The 23,749-nt window shown below is 61.1% G+C and carries 24 protein-coding genes; 15 read left to right on the forward strand and 9 right to left on the reverse strand.

The features are described 5' to 3' along the window. Nucleotides 1–16: 16 nt before the first annotated feature. Nucleotides 17–400 (reverse strand): hypothetical protein, encoded by a 384-nt coding sequence (locus BJ985_RS11380; protein WP_179387518.1) that lies wholly within the window; start codon nt 398–400, stop codon nt 17–19. Between the two features lie 176 nt (nt 401–576). On the opposite strand from BJ985_RS11380, the gene BJ985_RS11385 reads away from it, so the two are divergent. The 3 genes from BJ985_RS11385 to BJ985_RS11395 are packed head-to-tail and all read left to right on the forward strand — an operon-like array spanning nt 577 to nt 1,781. Next, nucleotides 577–987, forward strand: coding sequence for an HAD-IA family hydrolase (locus tag BJ985_RS11385; RefSeq protein WP_179387519.1), 411 nt, complete (start codon nt 577–579; stop codon nt 985–987). Beyond that, entirely contained in the window at nt 987–1,502 is a 516-nt protein-coding gene (locus BJ985_RS11390) for a DUF6912 family protein (RefSeq protein ID WP_373366780.1), read from the forward strand. The genes BJ985_RS11385 and BJ985_RS11390 overlap by 1 nt, the downstream gene beginning before the upstream one ends. 30 nt (nt 1,503–1,532) lie before the next feature. Next, on the forward strand, nt 1,533–1,781 hold the full coding sequence (locus tag BJ985_RS11395) for a hypothetical protein (RefSeq protein WP_179387520.1): 249 nt from the start codon (nt 1,533–1,535) through the stop codon (nt 1,779–1,781). Here the strand turns inward: BJ985_RS11395 and rsgA are convergent. Together rsgA and aroA are read right to left on the reverse strand one after the other, a co-directional pair. Then, a complete protein-coding gene (rsgA, locus tag BJ985_RS11400) occupies nt 1,778–2,803 on the reverse strand; it encodes a ribosome small subunit-dependent GTPase A (protein WP_179387521.1) in 1,026 nt (341 codons plus the stop codon). The genes BJ985_RS11395 and rsgA overlap by 4 nt on opposite strands. Then, entirely contained in the window at nt 2,796–4,097 is a 1,302-nt protein-coding gene (gene aroA, locus BJ985_RS11405) for a 3-phosphoshikimate 1-carboxyvinyltransferase (RefSeq protein ID WP_179387522.1), read from the reverse strand. Before aroA ends, rsgA begins: the two co-directional genes overlap by 8 nt. Between aroA and BJ985_RS11410 the strand changes: the two genes are divergently transcribed. Beyond that, nucleotides 4,096–4,743, forward strand: coding sequence for an SOS response-associated peptidase (locus tag BJ985_RS11410; protein WP_179387523.1), 648 nt, complete (start codon nt 4,096–4,098; stop codon nt 4,741–4,743). The two genes, aroA and BJ985_RS11410, sit on opposite strands and share 2 nt — an antisense overlap. On the opposite strand, the gene ybaK is transcribed toward BJ985_RS11410, so the two are convergent. Further along, nucleotides 4,729–5,232, reverse strand: a complete 504-nt coding sequence (ybaK, locus tag BJ985_RS11415) for a Cys-tRNA(Pro) deacylase (RefSeq protein WP_179387524.1) — start codon at nt 5,230–5,232, stop codon at nt 4,729–4,731. The genes BJ985_RS11410 and ybaK overlap by 15 nt on opposite strands. Before the next feature lie 37 nt (nt 5,233–5,269). On the opposite strand from ybaK, the gene BJ985_RS11420 reads away from it, so the two are divergent. Further along, a complete protein-coding gene (locus tag BJ985_RS11420) occupies nt 5,270–5,872 on the forward strand; it encodes a sigma-70 family RNA polymerase sigma factor (protein ID WP_308936797.1) in 603 nt (200 codons plus the stop codon). Next, nucleotides 5,872–6,144, forward strand: coding sequence for an anti-sigma factor (locus BJ985_RS11425; protein ID WP_179387526.1), 273 nt, complete (start codon nt 5,872–5,874; stop codon nt 6,142–6,144). The genes BJ985_RS11420 and BJ985_RS11425 overlap by 1 nt, the downstream gene beginning before the upstream one ends. 266 nt (nt 6,145–6,410) lie before the next feature. Here BJ985_RS11425 and BJ985_RS11885 read toward each other — a convergent pair whose 3' ends face one another. Both BJ985_RS11885 and BJ985_RS11430 read right to left on the reverse strand, forming a co-directional pair. Further along, nucleotides 6,411–6,485 (reverse strand): 50S ribosomal protein bL37, encoded by a 75-nt coding sequence (locus BJ985_RS11885; RefSeq protein WP_100067784.1) that lies wholly within the window; start codon nt 6,483–6,485, stop codon nt 6,411–6,413. An 83-nt stretch (nt 6,486–6,568) separates the two neighbouring features. Then, nucleotides 6,569–6,829, reverse strand: a complete 261-nt coding sequence (locus BJ985_RS11430; RefSeq protein ID WP_005322377.1) for a WhiB family transcriptional regulator — start codon at nt 6,827–6,829, stop codon at nt 6,569–6,571. A 498-nt stretch (nt 6,830–7,327) separates the two neighbouring features. On the opposite strand from BJ985_RS11430, the gene BJ985_RS11435 reads away from it, so the two are divergent. Next, complete coding sequence (locus BJ985_RS11435; protein WP_179387527.1) at nt 7,328–7,816, forward strand: hypothetical protein; 489 nt, start codon at nt 7,328–7,330, stop codon at nt 7,814–7,816. Nucleotides 7,817–7,892: 76 nt separating this feature from the next. Here the strand turns inward: BJ985_RS11435 and BJ985_RS11440 are convergent, their stop codons facing one another. Together BJ985_RS11440 and BJ985_RS11445 are read right to left on the reverse strand one after the other, a co-directional pair. After that, nucleotides 7,893–9,131: an Rv3212 family protein gene (locus tag BJ985_RS11440; protein ID WP_179387528.1), complete on the reverse strand. Its 1,239-nt coding sequence runs from the start codon at nt 9,129–9,131 to the stop codon at nt 7,893–7,895. Then, nucleotides 9,128–10,453 carry a DEAD/DEAH box helicase gene (locus BJ985_RS11445; protein WP_179387529.1) on the reverse strand — a complete coding sequence of 442 codons (1,326 nt, stop codon included), beginning with the start codon at nt 10,451–10,453 and terminating at the stop codon, nt 9,128–9,130. Before BJ985_RS11445 ends, BJ985_RS11440 begins: the two co-directional genes overlap by 4 nt. A gap of 71 nt (nt 10,454–10,524) precedes the next feature. Between BJ985_RS11445 and BJ985_RS11450 the strand changes: the two genes are divergently transcribed. The 8 genes from BJ985_RS11450 (at nt 10,525) to BJ985_RS11485 (ending at nt 22,829) form a co-directional block, all read left to right on the forward strand. Beyond that, nucleotides 10,525–10,749: a DUF3107 domain-containing protein gene (locus BJ985_RS11450; RefSeq protein ID WP_005322370.1), complete on the forward strand. Its 225-nt coding sequence runs from the start codon at nt 10,525–10,527 to the stop codon at nt 10,747–10,749. A gap of 61 nt (nt 10,750–10,810) precedes the next feature. Beyond that, a complete protein-coding gene (locus tag BJ985_RS11455) occupies nt 10,811–11,749 on the forward strand; it encodes a DUF3152 domain-containing protein (RefSeq protein ID WP_179387530.1) in 939 nt (312 codons plus the stop codon). 9 nt (nt 11,750–11,758) lie between these two features. Next, entirely contained in the window at nt 11,759–12,544 is a 786-nt protein-coding gene (locus BJ985_RS11460) for a hypothetical protein (protein WP_179387531.1), read from the forward strand. Nucleotides 12,545–12,576: 32 nt separating this feature from the next. Further along, complete coding sequence (locus tag BJ985_RS11465) at nt 12,577–15,684, forward strand: ATP-dependent helicase (protein ID WP_179387626.1); 3,108 nt, start codon at nt 12,577–12,579, stop codon at nt 15,682–15,684. Then, nucleotides 15,677–18,856, forward strand: a complete 3,180-nt coding sequence (locus tag BJ985_RS11470; RefSeq protein ID WP_179387532.1) for an ATP-dependent helicase — start codon at nt 15,677–15,679, stop codon at nt 18,854–18,856. The genes BJ985_RS11465 and BJ985_RS11470 overlap by 8 nt, the downstream gene beginning before the upstream one ends. Before the next feature lie 72 nt (nt 18,857–18,928). Continuing rightward, on the forward strand, nt 18,929–20,047 hold the full coding sequence (locus tag BJ985_RS11475) for a potassium channel family protein (RefSeq protein ID WP_373366781.1): 1,119 nt from the start codon (nt 18,929–18,931) through the stop codon (nt 20,045–20,047). Then, nucleotides 20,048–20,779 (forward strand): NAD(+) diphosphatase, encoded by a 732-nt coding sequence (locus tag BJ985_RS11480; protein ID WP_179387533.1) that lies wholly within the window; start codon nt 20,048–20,050, stop codon nt 20,777–20,779. It abuts the gene before it with no gap. After that, nucleotides 20,772–22,829: an ATP-dependent DNA helicase UvrD2 gene (locus tag BJ985_RS11485; protein ID WP_179387534.1), complete on the forward strand. Its 2,058-nt coding sequence runs from the start codon at nt 20,772–20,774 to the stop codon at nt 22,827–22,829. The genes BJ985_RS11480 and BJ985_RS11485 overlap by 8 nt, the downstream gene beginning before the upstream one ends. Here BJ985_RS11485 and BJ985_RS11490 read toward each other — a convergent pair. Beyond that, entirely contained in the window at nt 22,807–23,694 is an 888-nt protein-coding gene (locus BJ985_RS11490) for a hypothetical protein (RefSeq protein WP_179387535.1), read from the reverse strand. The two genes, BJ985_RS11485 and BJ985_RS11490, sit on opposite strands and share 23 nt — an antisense overlap. Nucleotides 23,695–23,749 lie beyond the last annotated feature (55 nt).

Here is a 23,749-nt window from a genome sequence, read left to right on the forward strand (position 1 = left end):
AGCCCAGCCCACTGGGCTAGAGCAAGCGGAATGACGTTAAACCGGTGGGGCTCGCCGAGCCAGTAAATGCATGCTGCTGCTGGCCTATGTAGGCGGAGCCAAAGTACTCGCCATTGGGACGCGCGTGCAGGCTGGTCAATTGCAGTTTGTCCGTGGCGTAGGGGCTTGTGCGCCGGCGGACCCACGAGCCAATGTGCAAGCGGATGGCATCCGAATAGCGCGCGGAATTGAGATGGGCTAGCGGGCGATAGCCGGCGGCTACCTCGAGCGCGAAGACTACCCAGCCTTGGATGCGGTGTTGGGCGGCGACTTCCGCGGACGTCGGCAAGCGGCCATAGCGCACGCGGTGGGGCGCAATGAAGAGTTTGAGGTGCGAGTAGCCGGGGATGGGCTCGTACATGGTGGGGAAGTAGTGCTCCTGTATAAGGGCAGGAGGCGGACGCGTGATAATTGTCTCATGCCCGCCCCAACCCCGCCATTTCTGAGGGTTTCCTGAAAGGGGTGGGCGCGAATGCGCGCGCGGTTCGCTATACTCTCGGGGAGTTAAAGAGAATCGTAACCAAAGGATTTAAGTACATGCGTGGTCTAATCGTTGACTATGTCGGCGTCCTTGACGGCACCGAAGAAGACAACCGCCGCTGGAAGGCGCTGCTGGCCGCCGCCAAGGCAAATGGCGCAGCAACCGCCATCCTGTCCAACGACCCAGGCGGACCAGGCGCGGAGCACATCCGCGAGTGGGAGTACCGCGGCAACGTCGACGCAGTCGTTCTTTCCGGAGAGGTTGGTGCGGAAAAGCCTGAGGCCGCGGCATTCCAAGCGGCCGCGGATGCCCTAGAGCTGCCGCTCAATGACTGCGTCATGATCGATGATTCCATCCTCAACGTGCGCGCCGCCGTGGAATCCGGCATGGTCGGCTTTTTGTACACCAGCTTTGACCGCGTGTCCGTTGAAATCCAGGCAGTCTTCGATATTGAAGGTGAGTTTTAGTGGCTAAAGCCCGCGTTTATATCCCCGCGACCTACGCCATGCTGGCGGAGCTGGAGGAAACCGGCTCCCTGACCGCGCGCTCCGGCTGGGGCTTTATGGTGACCCCTGCACTGCAGGAGTTCTATACCGAGGGCGATGAAGAAGAAATCGCCTACTCAGCTTTCCTCGAGGCCTCTATGGCTTCCATGCGCCTTTTGGCCATCGGCGATGAAGAGAAGTTCCCGCACCGCCGCGTGGTCATCTCAGTAGACCTGGATGATTCTGTCCTCACCCCGCGCTCGGATATGGGCGAGCCGGTGGTAGAGCTCAAGCCGGCGCAGATTAGCAAGGACGACCTAGCGGCCATCCACGTGGATATTGCAGAGTCCGAGGAAACCACCGCAAAGGCCATCGAGGCTATCGATACCGCAGACCTTGGCGATGAGGACGCGGAGCTAGCCGTGGGCGATGCCCTGGATAAGTTCATGGCCTTTTATCACCCCACCGAGCTGCCGTTCCTCGTAGAACTGCTCTAAATACTTAAGGAAGATACTCAAGGAGACAACATGACTCAGCGCTTCAAGAACCTCGCTGCGGCCACCGTTACCGCAGGCGCAGCCCTCAGTGCCGCGCCGGCAGCCCTGGCAGAAACCACCCCAGCTGCGGATGCGGCTGCCGACGTCGTACCCACCACCCCGTGGCTGGCGCTGCTAGAGACCTCGTCCCAGGGCACCTGGGGCCAGATTCTCGATGTAATCTTCGGCATCGTGGATGGCATTTTGGGTGTTATGGCCGATACCGGCTTCCAATTCTAATTTTCCCACTCCACGTTGGTGCGCAGGGCCTCGAGTAGGCCGCGCACCGCATCGCGCCGCCGCGCACTGGCGGTATCAGGGGGGATAAGCGCAGGGTCATCGAGGCCGCATTCTGGATCCGCAGGCGGGCCCATGTGCGTACAACCGCGGGGGCAGTCCTCGATGGCTGCGGCAAGGTCTTCAAAGACGCCTAGCACGTCATCGGCATCCACGTGTGCGAGGCCAAAGGAACGGATGCCTGGAGTATCGATAATCCAGCCGCCGGTGAATGCATCCTCGGCGGGGAGCGGGAGCGCCACCGATTGGGTGGAGGTGTGCCTGCCCTTGCCGACGCCCGATACTTCCCCCGTCTCCCTATCCGCATCCGGTACCAGTCGGTTGACCAGGGTGGATTTACCCACGCCGGAATGTCCGATGAGCGCGGTGACGTGGCCGTCGATGTGGTGGCGCACCGCCTCAAGTCCGTCCTCGACGCCGGCTTCCACCACCGTGACATCGAGATCGGCGAACTCGGCCGCGAAGGGGGCAGGATCCGTGAGATCGGTTTTGGTCAGGCACAGGATGGGGTGGATATTGCCCACAAACGCGGCAATGAGGGCGCGCTCGACAAACCCAGAGCGCGGCGGCGGATCGGCCACGGCGGTGACGATGAGCATCTGGTCCGCATTCGCCACCACGATGCGCTCATAAGGGTCGGTGTCATCGGCCGTGCGCCGGAGGACCGAGGTGCGCTCTTCCAGCTTCACAATGCGCGCTAGGGTGTCCTTCTTGCCGGAGGTATCGCCCACCACGCCCACGCGGTCGCCCACCTCGATGGCGGTGCGTCCCAGCTCGCGGGCGCGCATGGCGGTGACCCGCGGGCCGTCGTCTAGTGCTACGCCCCAGCGCCCGCGGTCCTTGGTGATGACCATGCCGAACTTAGCATTTTTGTGCTTGGGGCGGTCCTTAGTGCGCGGCCGTGAGCCCTTGCCGGGGCGCACGCGCACGTCGGATTCATCGAAAGAGCCGAAACGCCTAGCCATTGCTCTCCTGTTGCTCGGGGTCCACCATTGTCTCCCACATGCGGTCGAAGCCGGGCAGGGTCTTCGCGGTGGTGGCAATGTCTTCTACCTCTACGCCCGGTACCCGCAGGCCGATAATCGCGCCCGCGGTGGCCATGCGGTGATCCGCGTAGCACGGCCACTCTCCGCCGTGGAGAGGGGCGGGGTCGATGTGTAGGCCGTCGGTAAGCTCGGTGACCTTGCCACCGAGGGCGTTGATATTATCCGCCAGCGCCTTCAAACGGTCGGTCTCGTGGCCGCGCAGGTGCGCTATGCCGGTAAGGGTAGAGGGAGTGTCTGCTAGGGCGCACAACGCCGCGACGGTAGGGGTGAGCTCGCCAGTATCGCCCATGTTGCGCTCGATGCCCTGCAGCGCGCCGTCTTTGGCGCCCTTGGCAGTGACAAAGCCCGGCTCTTGGGTGACCATGACGCCCATATCCACCAAAATATGGCGAATGGCGTCGCCCGGCTGGGTGGTATTGGCAGGCCAGCGTTTGATGGTCACGCGGCCGCCGGTGACGGCAGCGGCGGCAAGGAAGGGCGTGGCATTGGATAGATCCGGCTCGATGGTCCACTCTCGGCCTGCGATCGGACCGGGGTGCACGGTCCAGGTATTCTCGCCGGAATCCACGCGTACGCCGGCTTGGCGTAGCATGCCTACGGTCATCTCCACGTGCGGCATGGAGGGCAGGGGAGCGCCTTTGTGGGTGACGGTAATGCCTCTTTTAAAGCGCGCACCGGCCAGCAGGAGTCCGGAGACGAACTGCGAGGATCCAGAGGCGTCGATAGTGACCTCGCCGCCTTCCGGCACTCTGTGCGAGCGCACGCTAAAAGGCAGGCTATCGCCGTCCACCTCGACGCCGAGCTGGCGCAGTGCATCCAGGGTGGTGGACATGGGGCGGGCGTAGGCCTGCTCGTCGCCGTCGACAAGCACGGCGCCATCCGCTAGGGCCGCAACCGGCGGGATAAAGCGCATGACCGTGCCGGCCAGGCCGCAGTCCACCGTGGCACCCTTAAGCGGGCCTGGGGTGACGTGGATATCCTCGCCCTCGTGCTCGAAGCGCACGCCCATAGATTCTAGGGCCTTTTCCATCAGCTGCGAATCGCGTGAGACGAGCGGCGCGCGCAGGGTAGAAGGGCCATCGGCCAACGCCGCCAGAATGAAAGCGCGGTTGGTAATAGACTTCGAGCCCGGCACGTGCTGGGCCCACGTAATGGGGCCTGCCGCTTGCGGGGCGGACCAAGGTTGAGACATATCGTCCATAATAGAGGGCATGTGCGGAAGATTCGTTCTTTTTACCGAGTCCCTTCTCGATGAAGTGGGCGCGCTGCCCGGAATTACTGAGGTCCATGCCCCACAAGGCACCCCAGGCCCGCGCTACAATATTGCGCCCACCCAGCCGGTGGCGATGGTGCGCGTGCGCGAAAGTCTCGCCCAAGTCGACCCTGCGCGGTGGGCACTGCTGCCGCACTGGAAGAAGGACTTGGACGGCCCGCCGCTGTTTAACGCCCGGGCGGAAACGGTGGCCACCAAACCCTCCTTCCGGCATGCCTTTAAAGGGCAGCGCTGCCTTATCCCCATGAACGGCTACTACGAATGGCACCAGGAAGCAGGCGGCAAGCAGCCCTATTTCGTCCGCGCGGAAGAGGGCCTGTTGTGGGCGGCAGGCCTGTGGGACACCGGCCTAGACCGCCTGTCTGCCACGATTGTCACCACTGCAGCTACGGAAGAAATGGAGTGGCTGCACCACCGCCTGCCACGCTTCTTGGCGGCCGAAGAAATGCGTACCTGGCTGGAGGGTAGCCCCGAAGAAGCCGCTGAGCTGCTCTTGCCGACGCCCCTGCGTGGCTTCCACACCCACCCCGCCGACAAGGCTGTGGGCAGCGTATCCAACGATTATCCGGAGCTACTCGGCGAGTAGATCGGCAAAGCTGGCAGAGCACAGCTTTGCAAGATCTTCCGCATTGAGCTCGATATCCAGCCCGCGGCGCCCGCCGGAAATAAAGACGGTATCGAAAAGCACGGCGGTTTCCTCAATGACCGTGGGCAGCGCGTTCTTCTGGCCCAGCGGGGAAATGCCGCCGGGAATATATCCGGATGACTTGGACGCGTCGTGCGGATCCGCCATGGCGGCCTTAGAAACGCCGTGGGCGGCCGCGGCTTTCTTGAGGCTCAGGTGGTGGGTGGTAGGGATTACGCACACCGCCAACTTCCGCTTGGGTCCTTTGCCTGCCGTTAAATCGATGACCAGGGTTTTGAGTACGCGTTCCGGCTCTACCTCGAGGGCCGCCGCGGCGTGATCGCCGAAGTGCTCCTTGCCCGCCTCAAAGGTGTACACATGGTGGTCTACGCCGGCGTCTTCCACGACTTTGAGCGCTGGGGTGGCTGCATGCGGGGACTTTTTAGACATGACTGGGATTCTAACGTTACGCGTTAGGATAGAAATTGTGTCTAAAGAAACAATCAGCGAAAAGGAGCTGCAGCGCCGCTTCGAAGCGGAAGCGCTGCCCCTGCTAGACCAGCTCTACGGCGGTGCCCTGCGCATGACGCGCAACCCGCAAGATGCTGAGGACCTCGTGCAGGAGACCTACCTCAAGGCCTATAAGTCCTTTCGTTCCTTCAAGCAAGGTACAAACCTTAAGGCTTGGCTGTATCGCATCATGACCAATAACTACATCAACTCCTACCGCAAGGCGAAGCGCCGGCCCACGGAGTCCTCGGCCGATGACCTGAGCGATTTTCAGCTCTATACCACTGCGGGACACGATTCCACTGGCCTGGAATCCGCCGAGGTAGCTGCGCTTAAGGACATGCCAAACGCCACCATTTCAGAGGCCATGAATGACCTGCCCGATGACTACCGGATGGTGGTGTACTACGCGGATGTAGAGGGCTTGGCGTATAAAGAAATTGCAGAAATCATGGATACTCCGCTGGGCACGGTGATGTCCCGGTTGCACCGGGGAAGAAAATTGCTCCGGAAAGCGTTGAAAGACGTGGCACGAGAACAAGGCATTGGATTAGAACACCCAGACATGGAGGAGAAGTAATGGACCGCGCAACGGAACACAACTGTGGTGCGTGTAGCTCCCCAGAGGTACAGGCCCTCCTGTGCGAGCTTCTCGATGAATCGACCACCTATGCCCGCGCACTCGCTATCCGCGAGCACATCGCCCAGTGCGATTTCTGTCAGCAGCGCCTCGAGAGCGAGGAGATTATCCGCTCCCTGGTGCGCAACTGCTGTAACCGCCAGGCCAAGGCGCCGCAGGCACTGCGCCGCCGCATTTCTGTAGAGATCACCCGCATCGACACGGCGTGGTAGGCACTGTTGCTCACCCGCTGTGGTGGGGTCTGGTCTCATGATCTTCCAACTTTTTGCTTGAGTCCATACTGATCGGGCTGAATTGAGGGCGGAAGGGCCGAATTGAGACCCCAATGCGTTCAATTCGGCCCGATCACATTGGACTTAAGGCACGGAGAGGTCAAGCGGGGAGTTAGGAGACGACATCGATTTGCGTCTGACATAGCAAAAGCCCGGTTCTACGGTCGAGGTGACCGAGAGAACCGGGCTTTGAGTAATGCTGTGCGTTATGCGCCAGGACGCTTGCCGTGATTAGCGGACTTCTTGCGGCGATCCTTGCGCTTGCGACCACGCTTGCTCATTGCGCACTCCTTCGTTGAGGGTATCTGAACTTTATTCAACTGTAGCGGCTAAGGGCGCCGAAACGAAAATTGGGGGCCGGTTCTTAAGCGGAAACGCGGGCGCGGCCACGGCCGCGGTTACGGCGACGCTTGAGGGCGCGGCGCTCCTCTTCAGACAGGCCGCCCCAGACACCGGCGTCCAGGCCGGATTCCAGCGCCCACTTCAGGCAGGAAGAGGCAACAGGGCAGCGGTTGCAGACCAGCTTGGCCTTAGCGATTTGGGTAAGTGCAGGACCAGAATTGCCTACTGGGAAGAACAGCTCGGGGTCTTCGTCGCGGCAAACAGCTTCGTGGCGCCAATCCATGATTGATATCTCCTAACAAAAATTCGACAGCAGTAAGCACCAGCACTTTTCATGCAAATGAAAAGCAACCAATGCCAAGGGTGGGTGGTTGTGTGAACTGGTCTGCGTGCAGTGGGGCCCGGTCTCGAGGTCGGGCCAGCGTCGCCGCCGCCAATGGTTCACATTGTGGTTACTTGAAGTTTCCTTCAAGTTAAGAAGAGGTTTACATCCTCTTTCTTTTTGCTACCCCAGAATCATGACATGTTTACTCAGGCTCCGCTAGGGGTAGAGGCGAAATTGTGGTCAACCTCACGTGAATGAAACTAGTGTGGGGGTCATTTAGCGCGACGTATGAGTTGAAAGAAGCCTGTGAGAAACGCGCTGAACTGGCGTATTGTCCAAAAATCATTGAGTGCGGTGACTGAGGAAGCGTCAAATCTACCCGGCTAACCCCTGCCCCCGCGAAACCTGAGTGGCGCACAAGGAAATGGCGTTGACCGGTGAGTAGACTGTGGGTTTGTGTCTAAGCAGAAGAAAAAGCAGGTAAACAAAAAGCAAAGAGCGGCCTCGGCGCAGCCGGCGCGTGAGGTGAAGACCCAGCAGGGCGCGCCACAGCCGGTCCTCGTGGCCGCTGCGCTCGCCGTGGTTCAGTCCATCGCCGTCATCTGCTTCGGTATCTTCCTGATCGTGCGCGAGGTGACCGGCGCAGAAAATGGTTCCATAGTGTCGGACTCGGGCTCCGGAAGCTTTGTGGGGCTAGGCACCGCACTATTTATCTTTATTGTCTTTGGTTTTGTCATCGTCGGTGCTTGGGCCATGGTCAAGGGTAAGCGCTGGGGTAGGGGAGCCATTATCCTAGTCGAGCTCATCTTGGCAGCGAGCTCCTTCCAGATGTTTAGCGGTGGAGCGCCGCTACTTGGCGCAGTCACTTTGGTAAGCGCCGCAGTAGTCATCTTCCTACTGATGTTCGTCCGTGCTTCTACGGAATGGGCGGCAGCAAACTTCTAAAATTAGCTGCCACGCACACAAGGGCCGCGCCCCGGGAAAACCGGAAGGCGCGGCCCTTTGCGTGTTGCAGGGGGGATTAATCGGCGCTTAGGCCCACGACCTGATCGCTGCGGCTTTCCACGATGGTATCGCCCGCCAAGGTGAGGTAGACGGGGCCGTCGTAGCTGCCGCGATCAACCGGGATGGTCCGCAGCGTCTTGCCGGTAGACCAATCCATGACAGCAATGCCCGCTTGGGTAGGTACCAACATATGCTCATCGACGGCGATAGGGGTGCCGATGGCATCATCTACCACGTGATCCACTGCGAGGTCGCTCGGTTTAAAGAGGTAGAGGCGGGAACCATCGAACCAGGTCATATGGTGCGGCAGATCCGCGGTTGCTGGGGCGAACGGGGTGGTGGCCGCGTCTATGTCTGGAGAAGGCTCCGCCGAAGTAGAGTCCAGCTTTTCGCCCTTATTGCCATAGGACTCGATTGTGGGATGCGGGCCTGGGCGGTAGATAGCGGCGGCCTTTTGTCCCACAGCGATAAGGCGGGCGTCGTCGGTGGCTATGTCCACATCGGCGGCGATATCGGGCTCACGGGAATCATCAGGGGTGGTGTCCTGGAAGCGCAGCCAGGTGGTGCCCGGCTTATCGGGGCAGGACTCGGTCAGTGCCAAATTCTCGGTACGGGTAAGGGCGGAGCTAATCGAGCAGTCCTCGTGCGGTTGCTTGTCCGGCTCCTGCTTTGCCTCCACATCACCGTATTCCACGGTGCGCACCAAATCGGAGCGCCACAAATCGATGCGGTCAGTGGAGACCGTTCCTACCCGGTCATTAGAGGAAACGGGTACTACCTCTTCCGAGTTGACGGCGCTGCGGGTGCTGTCATACTCACCGGTCGCAGCCTCAATTGCCACGGTATCCCCGCAGCCCACGCCGGTTTTATACGACGCCACGATTTTGCCCCACGCAGTAGACAGCGAGCACAGATCCGCGTCCGTGCGCTCATAAGTCCAAGCCTCGGAGCCGTCCGGGTTGGTGGCGGTGAGCGTGTGATCGGCGTGCGTGATGGTCAGGCCGTGCGCCGAAACCGCCCGGTATTGGCCGGGTACTGGTTCGTTGGGGAGGCTGAAGGACTCGTGGAGGGCCTCGGGGACGTCGGCAAGCGCGGGTGCATCCTTATCCCCAGGAACGGCCGCTTGGCTGAGATGCGCTTGATTAATATTGGCGGTAATAGCTGCCCCACCGACCGCGATGGCGCAAACCACGGCAATAATGCCGGTAGCCTTCCAATCGGCGGGGGTCGAGCGCAAAATGGGAGCTTTAGTCATCGGCGGCCTCCTCGCCGGCGCCGGGAGCTGCCGCGGCGTGCGGTGGTACGGGTGGGGGATTTCTCGCGGACAGGCACCTGGCCCACGACCTTGGTCTCAGGGCCGACAGTTTCCTCTACCTCCGCGGGGATGTCTAGGGCCTGGGCCAGCTCCGGGGACGTGGAGAACCACTGCGGCGGATTCGGCTCACCCAAATCCAGCTCATCATTAATAACCTGCCATTTGCCCAGCTCATCATAGCCCACCATGGTGATAGCGGTGCCCGTATGGCCGGCGCGACCCGTGCGGCCAATGCGATGGACAAAGGTCATCGGATCATCCGGGACCTGATAGTTGATGACGTGGGTGACATCATCAACGTCGATGCCGCGGGCGGCAATATCGGTGGCGACCAAGATATCCACCTGGCCGGTGCGGAAGGCATGGAGCGACTTCTCGCGCGACTTTTGCCCCAGATCGCCGTGGACCGCGCCCACGTGGAAGCCGCGCCGGGCAAGATCATCGGCCAACTGAGCGGCCGCGCGCTTGGTGCGAGCGAAGATGATGGTGCGCCCGCGGCCGGAGCCCTGCAGGGCGTGGGCGACGACGGCAACCTTATCCATGCGGTGGGCCTGGAAGGTGACCTTGCGAGTGGAGGAATGGGTGAAATCCTGTTCGCCGGATTCGGCGCGGATATGGATGGGTTTTTCCATAAACCGGCGGGCGAGCGTCAAAATTGCGCCCGGCATCGTGGCGGAAAAGAGCATGGTTTGGTGGGCATTGCCATCGAGTGCCTTGAGGATAGCCTCCACCGAGGGTAAAAAGCCCAAGTCCAGCATCTCGTCGGCCTCATCGAGCACCAAGATAGCCACGCGATCTAGTTGCAGATTGCCGCGCTCGTGGAGATCGATCAATCGGCCAGGCGTGCCAATGATGACATCGACGCCCTTGTTGAGCTTTTTGATCTGTTCCTCATAGGGACGGCCGCCGTAAATGGAGGCAAGGCGCACGGGCAGGTGGGCGGCAGCCACCTGCAGGTCCTCGGTGACCTGCTGGGCAAGCTCGCGGGTGGGGACCACCACGAGGGCGCGCGGGGTGCCATCGAGCTCGTCGATATCGGCGTCATCAAAGACGCGGTCCAAAAGCGGCACGCCAAAACCATAGGTCTTGCCCATGCCAGTGCGCGCTTGGCCAATCAAGTCCTGGCCAGATAGCGCGATGGGCAGGGTTAATTCCTGGATTGCAAAAGTACGCGTGATGCCACGGGAGGCGAGACCATCGCAGATTTCGGCCGCAACGCCGAGTTCCGCGAAGCTCGGTGGCTGGGATTTTATGTCAGACACACCTTGATAGTAGCCGGGATGGTTATAGTGGGGCCATTGACAATAAAACTCTAGTTAGAGGAGGAATCTTCATGGATATCAAGTTTGGCTTCGCGGATACCGCTCGCGAGCTGGTCATTAGCGCTGCAGGTGACCAAGCCGAGCTGACGCAGAAGATCAACAGTGCCCTGGCGGATAACTCCACCCTGGAATTGGAAGATGACAAGGGCCGCAAGTACCTCGTGCGCACTGACCGCGTGGTCTACGTCGAGGTCGGCATTGCAAAGAAGCACGCCGTGGGATTCGCCGGCGCCTAAGGCGAGCGCATAGGGCTGCTGATTCAGCTTTTTTAAATACAAACGGGTAACCTAAGGCCCCATGGAAAAAAGGGAGAATCGCCACGCTCACCGGAGCCAGGGCCATGCGCCGGACCACCCCAATGCGGTGGTCCGGTTTGCGCGTCAATATGGCTGGTGGCGCGTGGTGGCTATCCCCCTCATGATCGCGCTGACCATTTGGTTCATCGTCGATATCGCCACCGCCTCTTCCTCTGAAGAAAAGGAGGAAGCCACTAGCGAGGCTGCCCCAACGAGTACGGAGAAGATGGGCCCTGATCCTGCCGATGCTGCAGCGGTCAAGCGGGAAATCAGCGAGATGCCGCCCGGTGGCTCCTATACCAAGCAGGGCAAGGGCACCTTCCACGAGGTAGGCGAGCCTGGCGCCGTTGCGGGTAAGGGCGGCGAGCAAAAGGTGCGCTATTCCATCGAGGTAGAAGATGGCCTTAACACCGCACCGTATGGAGGCGATGAGTCTTTTGCCGCCATGGTGGAGGCCACCTTGTCTGACCCGCGTGGCTGGACCGCGCAGAAGGACTTTGAGTTCGAGCACGTGGCCGCTGATGCGGAACCGGATACCCGCATCCAGCTGACTTCGCTCGGCACCGCAGCAGAGCGCTGTGGCGAGAAGATTGAAACGGAAACCTCCTGCCACACCACCATTACGGGCGAGTCCACCACCATTATCAACGAGGCCCGCTGGGTGCGCGGCGCCACGCCTTTTGAAGGCGATATGGGCAATTATCGCCAGTACGTCATCAACCATGAGTTGGGTCATGCCATTGGCTATGCGGCCCACCAGCCGTGTGGCGGCCAAGGCAAGCTAGCGCCGGTCATGATGCAGCAGACCTTGGACCTTAACAACAAAGAATTGCACGATCGCAAGCCCAGCGAGGTCTATCCTGATGAGGACGTGACCTGCTCACCAAACCCGTGGCCTTATCCGAATCCGAATAATAAGGATCCCCACCAACCCGAATAGGAGTTAAGGATGCCGCTTCCCCCAGAGCATGTGTTAAGCGCCTTCCACGCGGAAACCGGTGCCACTGGTACCCGCCGCGCGCAGGGCGATCAATTGGGCCCAGTGTGGGATAACGGCATTAAGGTGGGCGACGTGGTCTATTCCCAGGCTGGTCCGTTTGCCGCCTGGTCCGCTAAGGTGCGCGAGCGCCTCAGCGTGCAGGGGGCCCGCGTTTCCCGGCCGGTACTGTCTAGCGATGGTCGGCACACGGCCGCAGGGTGGAAGGCTACCCAGTTTATTCCGGGCCAAGTACGCGGGCGAATTGATGAAACCGCACAGATGGCGTTGCGCCTCGACACGGCTATAGCCGAGGTGCCCCTTCCCAACGGGCAGCGCAGCGATGTCTTTGCACGCGCCGAGCGCGCCGCCTGGGAGGAAACAGGCGAGGCTTATCGGCCAGATCTGCTTGCCGACGTCCCCCTTATCCCCGCCCACACCGCACTTCTCACCACCACGGTTTACCACGGCTCCAACCCGCCGGGCATTGTGGACATTGTGCCGAGCGAATCCCCGCGCCCAGCCGGCTGGACGGCCGCTTTGGTTATTGTGGATGGGCTCATTGGCCAAGCGGTCGATGATGGGATCTGTCAGCGCTTTAGTCATGTACCCGGTATGCCGGAATTGCTGTTGCGCGCGGTGTCGTATCGCCGTTATGTCAATGACCTGCACTCCGCGTCGCGTTCAAACACGCGTTCGCATATTGAACGGGTGGAGCAGCATCTGGTGTCGCGGGCATCTGCCATACTGGAGCGGTGAGTTACGACCCCCATTCCACCGCGCGTGCGGGAGTGATCCTTCCACCGTCCCCGCAGGTGCGCCTCGTTCCCCGTACCCAATCCGCCACGACCCGCAGTTGGCCTGTTGACCTGCCCGAATCCGGTACCTGGAAGGTAACCGGTGCCGCCGGCACCGGTGTGTCCAGCTTCCTTATCGATACCGTCATTCATGCCTTGGATAAAGCCCGGCAGACCGGCGCGGATCCCTCCGGCATCCTGGTTATCGCTCCCTCGAAGGAATCCGGCGCCCGGCTGCGCCGCGAGCTTTCTGAGCGGCTCGAGGATTACGCCGCACAGACCTCCATGGTGCGTTCCGTACACTCCCTAGCATTCGCGTTGCTGCGCACAGCGGCCGAGGAGGAGCTGCGACTTATTACCGGTGCGGAGCAAGACGCCGTCATCCGCGAGCTGCTCACTGGCCAAGCAGAAGACGGGCATGGCTCGTGGCCCGCGGAGATGCGGCCCGCGCTGGAATATGTGGGCTTCGCCCGGCAGCTGCGCGATTTCCTTTTGCGCTCCATTGAACGCGGCCTGGGCCCGGGCGATCTAGAGCGCCTCGGTGCCGAGCACGGCCGCCCCATGTGGTCCGCGGCGGGTGAATTCCTGCGCGAGTACGAACGCGTGCAGCTCCTTTCCCGCGCCCATTCCTATTCCGCTGCGGAATTGGTTACCGCGGTTCTTCAGCGCCCCCAGCTACTGCGCGAGCACCCCTTCCACACCATCATTGTCGATGATGCGCAATTGCTCGACCCCACCGCAGGCAAGCTCATTCGCGAAATGAGCCCGCAGGCGGATCTCGTGGTGGTAGGCGGCGATGCCGATCAATCCGTCTTTGCCTTCCGCGGTGCTAGCTCGCGTTTCCTGCGGGATTTCCCAGCTGACCACGACATCGAGCTCACCGAGCCCCACCGCACACCCGCTCCGGCGTGCATCTCCATTGTGGATTCGGACGGCAGTCTGCGTGACGTCGTAGCCAATACCGTGCGGCGCCGTCACTTAGAAGACGGCGTGCCTTGGCGGGATATCGCCGTCATCGTTCGTTCAACCGGTGATATCGGGCAGATGCGCCGCACCCTTTTGGCCGCCGGCGTGCCCGTGCACATTAGCCCTACCGACGTCGTCTTGGCCGAACAGCGTTTGGTTTCCGCCGTGCTGCTCGCCCTGCGTGCCTTGGAGGACGACCTATCAAACTCGGAGTTGGAAGAGTTGCTCACCGGCCCCGTGGGTGGCGCCGATCCCGTCACCCTGCGCCGCCTTATCCGTGGTCTGCGCCGCTGGGATTCCACCACCCGGGGCATCGATAGCCTGCGCGGTCTTCTCTATGGCGAGCTCCCAGATTTTAATGGGCAACTCACTGAGCGGGAATACTCCATCCTAGAGCGTGTACGCACGGTTCTAAGCGCCGGCCGGGACGCACTCGCCTCCGGGGACTCTGTGGAGGAGGTCCTCTGGGCTGTGTGGAGCGCAACTGAGCTCGATAACCGCCTGCAGGCTTCGGCGCTGCGCGGTGGCGCGACCGGCTCGCAGGCCGACCGCGACTTGGATGCAATGATGGCGCTTTTTGACGCCGCAGGCGACTACGTCGAGCGCCGCCCTGATTCCTCGCTGCGCGCCTTCCTGACGCATATCACCGAACAAGAACTTCCCACCGGTGTGCGTGACCGCCGCACCGCTATTCCGCAGGCAGTAGAGATCCTGACTGCACACGGCGCCGTGGGCCGCGAATGGGATACCGTCATTGTGGCCGGCGCACAGGAGGGAAGCTGGCCTTCGCTAGGGGAGACTGGCTCCATCTTTGATCAAGAAGATCTCATCGATCTCCTCGACCACGATATTGATCCCGATACCCCCGTCAGCCACGTTGCCTCTCGTTTGGCAGAGGAGCGTCGACTCTTCCATGTCGCTACCACGCGCCACCGACAGCGCCTGCTCATTGCAGCTGTGGAAAACCCGGAAGGTGATACGGTCTCTGAGCCTTCGCGCTTCATTAGCGAATTCGCTGGCCGTGGTGTGGACGTGCCTGGCCAGGCTGCGCGACGGCAAGCAAAGCGGGCGCTACGCCGCACGCAACTCCCGCGCGAACTGGGCCTCGATGTGCCTGAACCCGCACCCGTGTCATTGCGCGATGGGCTCGAGGTGGATCCCCTCGATGTGGCGGTGCTGTCGGTGCCGGCCTTTGTCGCACAATTGCGCCGCGTAGTTACCAATCCGGAATCCGGTGAGGTTGAGCGCAAACAAGCAGCGCGCCAGCTCGCTCGGCTAGCGGCAGCCGATATCCCTGGCGCCCACCCGGAGCAGTGGTGGTCTGCGCGCTCCGTTGCAGCTGAAATGCCGCTGCATACTAGCGGCAGTTTGTCACCCTCCCGGGTGGAAGCATTACTCAACTGCCCGCTCAAGGCCGTGCTAGGAAATGTGGCCGAGGACCCAAGCACCGAGGAGCACCTGCTCCGCGGTACTTTGGCGCACGCCTTCTTTGAAGCCATTGGCCGCGGAATGGATGCGGAAAAAGCCAAGCTATTGGTGATGGAGGCTTTCGAGCGCATTCAGGACGTACCGCAGTGGCAATTGCGTTTCAAGCTCGATGAGTTTTCCACCCTGTTGGACCGCGCCCGGGAATGGGCGCGCCAATCCGAGGTCAATCAAGAGCTTGCCGGTGTGGAAATTCCCGTAGGCGTACGCGTCAGCGAGGAGGTGCGCATCGGCGGCTATATGGACCGTCTGCTTCGCGATGGAGAGGGAAATTACTTGGTGGTCGACCTCAAGACGGGTAGAAGCAAGCCGGCTAAGAAAGAGGGCGAGGACCATGTGCAGCTGATGACCTATCAGCTCGCGCTTGCCCACGGCGCATTTGACGGTCACCAGGTTCACGACGGCGAAGGCATGCCGCGCCAGGGCGGTGTGCTGGTGTATCCGGGTGCGACCACCAAAAAGATTGGTGAGATTTGGCAAAGCGATAAATCGCCGGAAGCCCTGGAAGAATTCGCCGCACTTCTGCCCCCGCTGGTGGAGGAGATGCGCGGCCCGCGCATCACTGCGCGCACCAATAAAGACTGCGATAAGTGCCCAATTCGCTCCATCTGCCCCGTGCAGGAAGAAGGAAGGATGACCACCGATGCCTAAGAGCAATTATTCCCCACAGCAGATCGCTGCAGCCTTGGGCAAGGACTTTCCGCCTACCGAGGAACAAGCCCATGTGATCGAAGGCCCCTTTAGCCCCAAACTCGTGGTTGCCGGCGCTGGTGCCGGAAAGACAGAAACCATGGCCTCGCGCGTGGTGTATCTGGTGGCCAATGGCTATGTGCGCCCGGAGCAGGTTCTCGGCCTGACTTTCACCCGTAAGGCCGCGCAACAGCTGGAGCAGCGCATCCGGCGGCAGCTGATTAAATTGCGCGATTCCAGCCTCATCCCACCAGGCGGCGAGGTGGCAGAAGCGTTAGAAAACATTGCGCCGAAGGTAGCTACCTATGACTCCTATGCGGGAGAACTCGTTCGCGAATACGGGCTGTTGGTTCCAGTGGAGCCTACGGCTCGCATCATCACCGAGACCGAGCGCTATTCCTTGGCCTACGATGTGGTGCGCAATTACACCGGCCAGCTGGAAGACGATCGCGCCCTAGCCACGATTACCGAGACCCTGCTGAAATTCAGCCAAGATATCGATAATGGGCTCAAGGACACGAGTCACATCGCCGAGCATGCCCGCGATTTTCGGGCGGACATCGATAACCTCGATAAATCCCAAAAGAATGGTCCTGAATACTCGCAAAAGTTGCTGGAATATATTCAGACACAGGAGCGCCGCGTGCAGTACGTGCCGCTGCTGGAGGCCCTGAAAAAGGAACAATCCGAGCGACAAGTCATCACCTTTGGCGAGCAAATGGCTGTCGCTGCCCGCGTAGCGCGCGACCATCCTGTGGTGGGCAAGCAACAATCCCAGCGCTATAAGGTCGTCATGCTAGACGAGTACCAAGACACCTCCTATGCCCAGCGCGTGCTTCTACGAAGCCTGTTCGGAGGGGAGCAAAAGGAACTTTCTGTGACGGCCGTGGGTGATCCAATGCAGGCCATCTACGGGTGGCGTGGTGCGACCTCTGAAAACCTCACTGCCTTTGTGGAGGACTTCCCGGTCGCGCCGGGCACACCCGCTCCGAAGGACCAGTTGACCACCTCTTGGCGCAACCCCTCTGGTGCGCTGGACTTGGCTAACTTAGTGGCGGAGGGCGTATTCGAAGGCGTTGAACGTCCCGTGGACGAGCTTTCTGCCGCCCCGCATAAGGGCGAAGGTGACATCCAGTTGGCGTACTTCGACAGCGAGGTTCGCGAGCGTGAATTCGTTGCCGAGTACCTGAAAGAGCAGTGGGAAAAGCGCGAGGGAGATACCTTCAGCGCGGCGGTTTTGGTGCGTAAAAATAGGCACTCCGCCCCCATCGCTGCGGCCCTAGACAAAGCGGGCGTACCCAATGAAATCATTGGTCTCGGTGGCCTGCTGTGGCAGCCAGAAATCCAGGACCTCGTAGCTATTGCCACCATGCTCGTGCGCCCAGAAGACTTGCCTGCGGCAGTGCGGGTGCTGGCAGGGCCCATCTGTGGTTTGGGAATTAGCGATATTCAAGCGCTTGCTTCCCGCCAACGAAACTTGGCCGGCGCGAGGGAGGAGCGCTTGCGCTGGGAGCCGGGGATGGACCCAGAAGACTACCTGCGTGCGCAGCTGGAAGATGTCACCGCTGAGGAGCCGGATCAGCGCGTCGGCCTTGCCGACGCCCTGGCCGATCTAGGTGAGAGAGACCGCTATACCCCGCAAGGCCTCGCCCGAATGGAAGAGGTTTCTGCCAAACTGCGACACCTGCGCACCTATTCTCTGTCCAAACCGCTGGTGGATATCTTCGCCGATATTGAAGCATTGTTTAATATCCGCACCGAAGTCCTTGCGCGTGGAAGCGCAGGGGGTGCGACACATCTGGATAAATTTGCCGATATGGTCGCGGGCTTCCACGGTGATTCTTTGTATGCGCTTTTGGATTACTTTGCGTTAGCGCTCGAAAAGGAAGATGGCCTAGACCTCGGCGAGGTTCCCGCCGCCACTGACCGCGTGCAGATTATGACCGCGCACAAGGCCAAGGGCTTGGAATGGGAACATGTCTGCGTGGTGCATGCGGATTCGTCTAGCTATAGTGCGAAAGCAGAGACCTTCCTGACCAGGATCGATAAGGTCCCGGGAGACGATGACTATATTGAGGTCCCGGAGGATGCCCAAAAGCGCTCGCATTTCCAGAACGCCTGCGAGGAGTTTAAGAACGCAGATAGCGCCATCAAGGCGGAAGAATCGGCGCGCCTTTTTTATGTGGCGCTGACGCGTACCGAATCCACCCTGACCATTACCGGTTCGGGCACCAATAACCTCAATGGAAAGAACAAGAAGGCTCCCTATGAATATCTAGAGCGCCTGAAAGAGCAATTCCCGCAGTACGTGGTGGAGTGGTCCGTGCCCGATGAGCCTTCCGAGGATGATTTTGGGGAGAGCGCACAATTCCCAGCACTTGAGGCCAGCCCAGAGGCGGTCGCCGGTGCGGACCTAGTCCTTGCAGCAATGGAGGAACTCCCAGATTTGAGCCGGGGTGAAACCTTTGAGTTATGGGAGCAGGAAGCTGGCGCGCTCATTGAGGAGTACAAGGCCCTGCAACAGCCGGTGGTAGATGTAGAGCTACCCAGCGAGCTGACCGCCTCTGACATGGTTGCGCTGCGGGCAGACCCGCTCCAGTTTGCCCGCAGGCAACGCCGCCCCGTGCCGTTTAAGCCGAATTCCTATGCCAAGCGCGGAACCGCCTTCCACGCGTGGTTGGAGGACCGCTTCGGCAGCCCAGCGCTATTGGGCGAGGAAGAACTTCCGGGAATCGATGAACCGGAGGACTTTGATTTGGAAGAGCTCAAGCAGGCCTTCCTGAACTCCGAGTGGGCCGAACGTCAACCGGAGCACGTGGAGGCGCCCTTTGAAATTACTATTGGTGAGTCCGTGGTGCGCGGGCGCATGGATGCGGTATTCCGCTTGGAGGATGGCACCTGGATGGTGGTGGACTGGAAGACTGGCCGCCCACCCCAGGGAGAAGCCATGGATGCTGCCAAGATACAGCTAGCGGTGTATGCAGAGGCCTGGCGCCGCATCCACGGCGGGGAAAAGATTCGTGCCGCATTTTATTATGTGCACGATGGATATACCTTCGAGCCTGCCCGCCTGCCGCGTGGGGAAGAGCTGAAGAAACTCCTTGAATCGTCAGTTGAGCACCACAAGGGCTAAGGTATGTGGGCGGTTGCGTAAGCGCGCAATCTCTTGAGCAATCATTCGAGACCAGAAAAGAAGGCTGGGCTAGTGGCCAAAAAACGTGCGCAGGCAATGAAGTCACGCTTTAGAAGTCGCTTCTTGCCGCAGGTTGAGCTGTCCTCGCAGCCGGACCACGCGCTCATTGATGTCATTACGGTGCCGAGGGATGAAAATTCCAGCCCGTGGCGTCAGCTGGGCAAGCGTGTGCTGTGGGCTTTTGGCATCGTTGTCTTCGTGACCATCGTGGTCTATGTGGACGGCGGTGGGTATAGCGAGGACATGTCGTTATTGGACTCCGCCTACTATGCGGCGGTGTCCCTGACCACCGTGGGTTACGGCGATATCGTGCCCGTGTCCCCACAGGCCAGGCTCATTAACTTAGTGCTTATTACCCCTGCCCGCCTGATCTTCCTTGTTTTATTGGTTGGCGCGACCTTGTCCGTGTTGACGGATAAGGCCCGCCGCACTTTCCAAATCCAGAACTGGAGAAAGCAATTGCGTAACCACACCGTCGTTATCGGTTATGGCACCAAGGGCGCCGGAGCCGTGGCCGCGCTGCTGGCCGATGATGTTCCGTCCTCCCAGATCGTGGTCATCGATACCAACCGTGCGTCCCTCGCTCACGCAGAGCACCACGGATTGGTCACCATCTTTGGTTCCGGCACCAAGCAGGACGTGCTAAAGATCGCTGGGGTAGAGAACGCCAGCTCCATTGTCGTTACCCCATCCACGGACGATACCGCGGTGCTGTGTTGCCTGTCCGTGCGAGAGCTTGCGCCCAAGGCCAAGATCGTGGCGTCGGTGCGTGAGTCCGAGAACCGTCACCTCTTGCTCCAGTCCGGTGCGGATTCCGTGGTCACCTCTGCGGAGACGGCCGGTCGACTGCTGGGCCTAGCCACCGTGACCCCGACGGTGGTGGAAATGATGGAAGACCTGCTCTCACCCAACGAGGGTTTCTCCGTAGCCGAGCGCGCTGTGCGCGAATTCGAGGTGGGCTCCAACCCACGCCACCTGGCAGATATCGTGCTGGCTGTCCTACGCAATAACGAGCTGCACCGCGTGGATACTGCGGATGCCTCCGCGCTGAAGCCGGGCGACCGTCTGCTCTACATCAAGCATGAGATGGAGCAACCCATTGAGGTCATGGACGATGATGACGAGGATTAAATGTTCCTCCCAGTAACCCCTCATGGCCAGGTTCCGGTTACGGCAGCGGGGGAGCCGGTGCTGGTGGAGAAGGTTCCCGGGGGCGTCGGCAAGCACGCAGTAGTGGACCTAGGTACCCTGCAGGCGTGCGCGTATCCGGAGGACGGTGCTAGCGAGCTGGGCCGGCTAGAAAGCGCAACGTTCTTTGCGGACCAGCCGGTGATTTTGCAAGCCATTGCGCTGATCCGCAATCGGCGCGAGCAGCGCTTTGATCCGCGAACTGGCCACAAGCTGGATTACCCAGCACCGGGAATCGTTGGGCGCGATCCCTTGGACGAGCGCCGGATGGTTTTCCCACGCCTAGATCCTGCCGTCATCGGGCTCATTCGCCTCAGCGGCACCGACCGGATTTTGCTGGCGCGCAATCGCCGCCGCACTAGCTTCTTTTCTCTGATCGCCGGCTACGTTGAGCCGGGCGAGACCGCAGAGGCTGCTTTTGCACGCGAGGCCCTAGAAGAAACCGGGCGCAGGGTGGATGATATTCGCTATTGGGGCTCGCAGGCGTGGCCGCCGAGTGGTTCTCTTATGCTGGGCTTTTGTGCGCACACGGCTGATGTCCACCCCACCTGCCATACTGATGGGGAATTGGAAGAAATCCGGTGGGTGGAGCGCGCCGAGCTGCCTGAGCTTAAGCTTCCTCGTCCGGGTTCAATTGCACACACGATGATTATGGAGTGGTATCACGGTGACTAAGCCGGATTTGTCCCTGCTGGATGAAGATCAGCTGCGCGCGGCCACGGCGCCGCGCGGGCCCGTGTGCATCTTGGCCGGCGCGGGTACGGGCAAGACCCGCACTATTACCTATCGCATTGCCAACTTGGTGGACCAGGGTTTTGTGAGCCCGCAGCGTGTGCTTGCGGTGACCTTCACGGCGCGAGCGGCCGGAGAAATGCGCGATCGCCTGCGCACCATGGGCGTGGCCGGCGTGCAGGCGCAGACCTTCCACGCGGCGGCGCGCCGCCAGTTGAAGTATTTCTGGCCGCAGGTAGCAGGCGATCTTCCGTGGCAGCTGTTGGATAATAAATTCCCGCTGGTTGCCCGCGCGGTGCGCTCGGTGGGGCTGGATAATTCCAAGGACATGATTCGTGACGTCCTAGCGGAGATCGAGTGGGCTAAGTCCGCGCTGGTCAGCGCCGAGGATTATGAGTCCGTGATCGCCAATACGGACCGCAGTGCGCCGGCCGATCCGGCCAAGGTGGCAGAGGCCTTCCGCCGCTACGAGCAGTCCAAGGCCACGCCGGAGATGATGCATCTGGATTTTGATGACCTGCTCATGCACATTGCAGGTGCCATCGAGAATGTGCCGGCGATTGCGGAGACCTTCCGCGAGCAGTACCGGACCTTCGTCGTCGATGAGTACCAGGACGTTACCCCGCTGCAGCAGCGGGTGCTCAACGCTTGGTTGGGCGAGCGCGATGACCTTACTGTGGTGGGCGATGCTAACCAGACCATTTATTCCTTCAACGGTGCCTCCCCGGACTACCTGCTTAATTTCTCCCGCACGTATCCGGATGGCACCGTGGTCAAGCTGCAGCGCGACTACCGCTCCACGCCGCAGGTAACGGACCTGGCCAACCGGGTCATTGGCAAGGCCACCGGCCGCGCGGCGGGCACGCGCTTGGAGCTGCAGGGCATGCGCGAGCCCGGCCCAGAGCCCACCTTCAAGGCCTATGAGTCCGAAGAAATTGAGGCCCAAGAGGTGGCTGGCCAGGTCCTTACTCTGCTGGATCAGGGTGTGCCGGCCTCCGAGATTGCCATCCTTTACCGCATCAATGCCCAGTCGGAGCAGTTTGAGCAGGCGCTTGCCGACGCCGGAGTGGTCTACCAAGTCCGCGGCGGCGAGGGCTTTTTCCGCCGCCCGGAAATCCTGGAGGCGATCCGCGTGCTCATCGCCGCGACCCGCCGCGAGGACCTGCCGGATGACCCGGTGGCGATTGCCCGCGCCGCGTTTGTCGAGCTGGGTTTGAGTTCCACCGAGCCGCAGGGCGCCCAGGCCCGGGAGCGCTGGCAGTCCCTCAACGCACTGGTTGGGCTCATTGAAAAGATTGTGGAATCCACTCCTGGCATCGATCTCAACGGGGTGCTGGGGGAGTTGCGCCGGCGCTCTACCGATAAGCAGGCCCCAGCTATGGAAGGCGTGACGCTGGCTACCGTGCACGCCGCCAAGGGCTTGGAATGGGATGCGGTATTCCTCGTGGGGCTAACGGAAAAGCTTATGCCCATCAACCATGCCATCAAGGCTGGCGACGAACAGGTAGAAGAGGAGCGCCGCCTGTTCTATGTGGGCATCACCCGCGCTCGTGAGCACCTCGCGCTGTCGTGGGCGCTGGCGAAGACTACCGGCTCGCGGGCTTCGCGCGAGCGCACCCGCTTCCTCGATGGCATCGTCCCGGCGGCCGAAGATGCCGCCGGCGGTGGGTCTCGCTCGCGCCGCCCGAAGCGGTGCCGCGTGTGCTCTGGCCCGCTGGGAACACCGGCGGAAAAGGTCATAGGCCGCCATGAAGATTGCGAGGGCGGCGGCGATGAAGAGGTCTTTGCCGCCTTGCGCTCGTGGCGCTCCCAGGTAGCGCGTGAGGAAAAGGTGCCGGCGTATGTCATCTTTTCCGATGCCACCCTGCAGGCGATTTCGGAGGAATTGCCCTCCGATGAGGCAGAGATGCTCTCCATTTCCGGCGTGGGGCCTAGCAAGCTGGAGCGCTACGGTGCCCAGGTACTAGAGGTTATTCGTTCGGTTCGTAGCTAGCCAGGTTGGTCTTGCCACCGAAGCACACCGGGCAGCGTGGATGCGCTATGACGGTGCGCTGCTGGTGGTGTCCGTAGATATCTACCTCCCATTGCTGTCCGGGACGCGGCTTGGCGGTTGGCGCGCCTGGCGGCAGCGGCCGCCCCATCAGTCGTCTTATAGTCACCTGCGTGTGCGCCGAGACTGCATCGAGCACCACGGCTTCTGGAGTGCGGCGCACGCGGGTGAGCTGGGTGCTGATGATATTCCACAGTGGGTCCATATCCACGCGCGCCAAGTGCGCACACAATGGGCACGGTCCTTGGCCCCGCAGCCGTACAGGCCCGATGACGCCACGATTGTCCAGCAAAGATACCGGAATCCACGTAGTGTCTGTGCCCGCGAGTGCATTCGCACAATCCAGTGGGCAGTGCAGCTGGTCCACAGCGAGTACTGGATACATGCCGTCGAGGTCGTGGATATAGGAAAAGACATTGTCCTCCTCCAGCGGGATGCGGACCTGGAAGCCATCCGCCTCAAGACGCGCGCGGAGCTTCTCCGCCAAGGTGGATTCTCCCATGAGGACAATGGTGCCTGCCTTGGCATCGGCCTCGTTATGTGGCCAGAGGATGCCGTAGTCCAGCGCGTCTTCAATGAGGCTCAGCGCCGCCGCCTTCTCAAGCCCTGCAGCACGCAGCCGTTCAGATAAGTCCTCCGGGGACACTGGTTCGCGAGCGGTGTTGAAAGCTGTCGCGACGGCGAGCGCGCTTCCTGTTTCCGCAACCCCAACGCGGGTGGCATCCATGCCAAATTGGATCACCGTTTCCTCGCGGCAGAACACTGCGCTGCCTGGCGCCAAGACCACTTGGGTGGCAGAAATCCCCACGCTTTAACCCCTTCCCCCGAAGTATGTGGTCTCCATTGCACCACAGGTACAATCA

The sequence above is a fragment of the Corynebacterium tuberculostearicum genome (genome assembly GCF_013408445.1).
Taxonomy (GTDB): domain Bacteria; phylum Actinomycetota; class Actinomycetes; order Mycobacteriales; family Mycobacteriaceae; genus Corynebacterium; species Corynebacterium tuberculostearicum.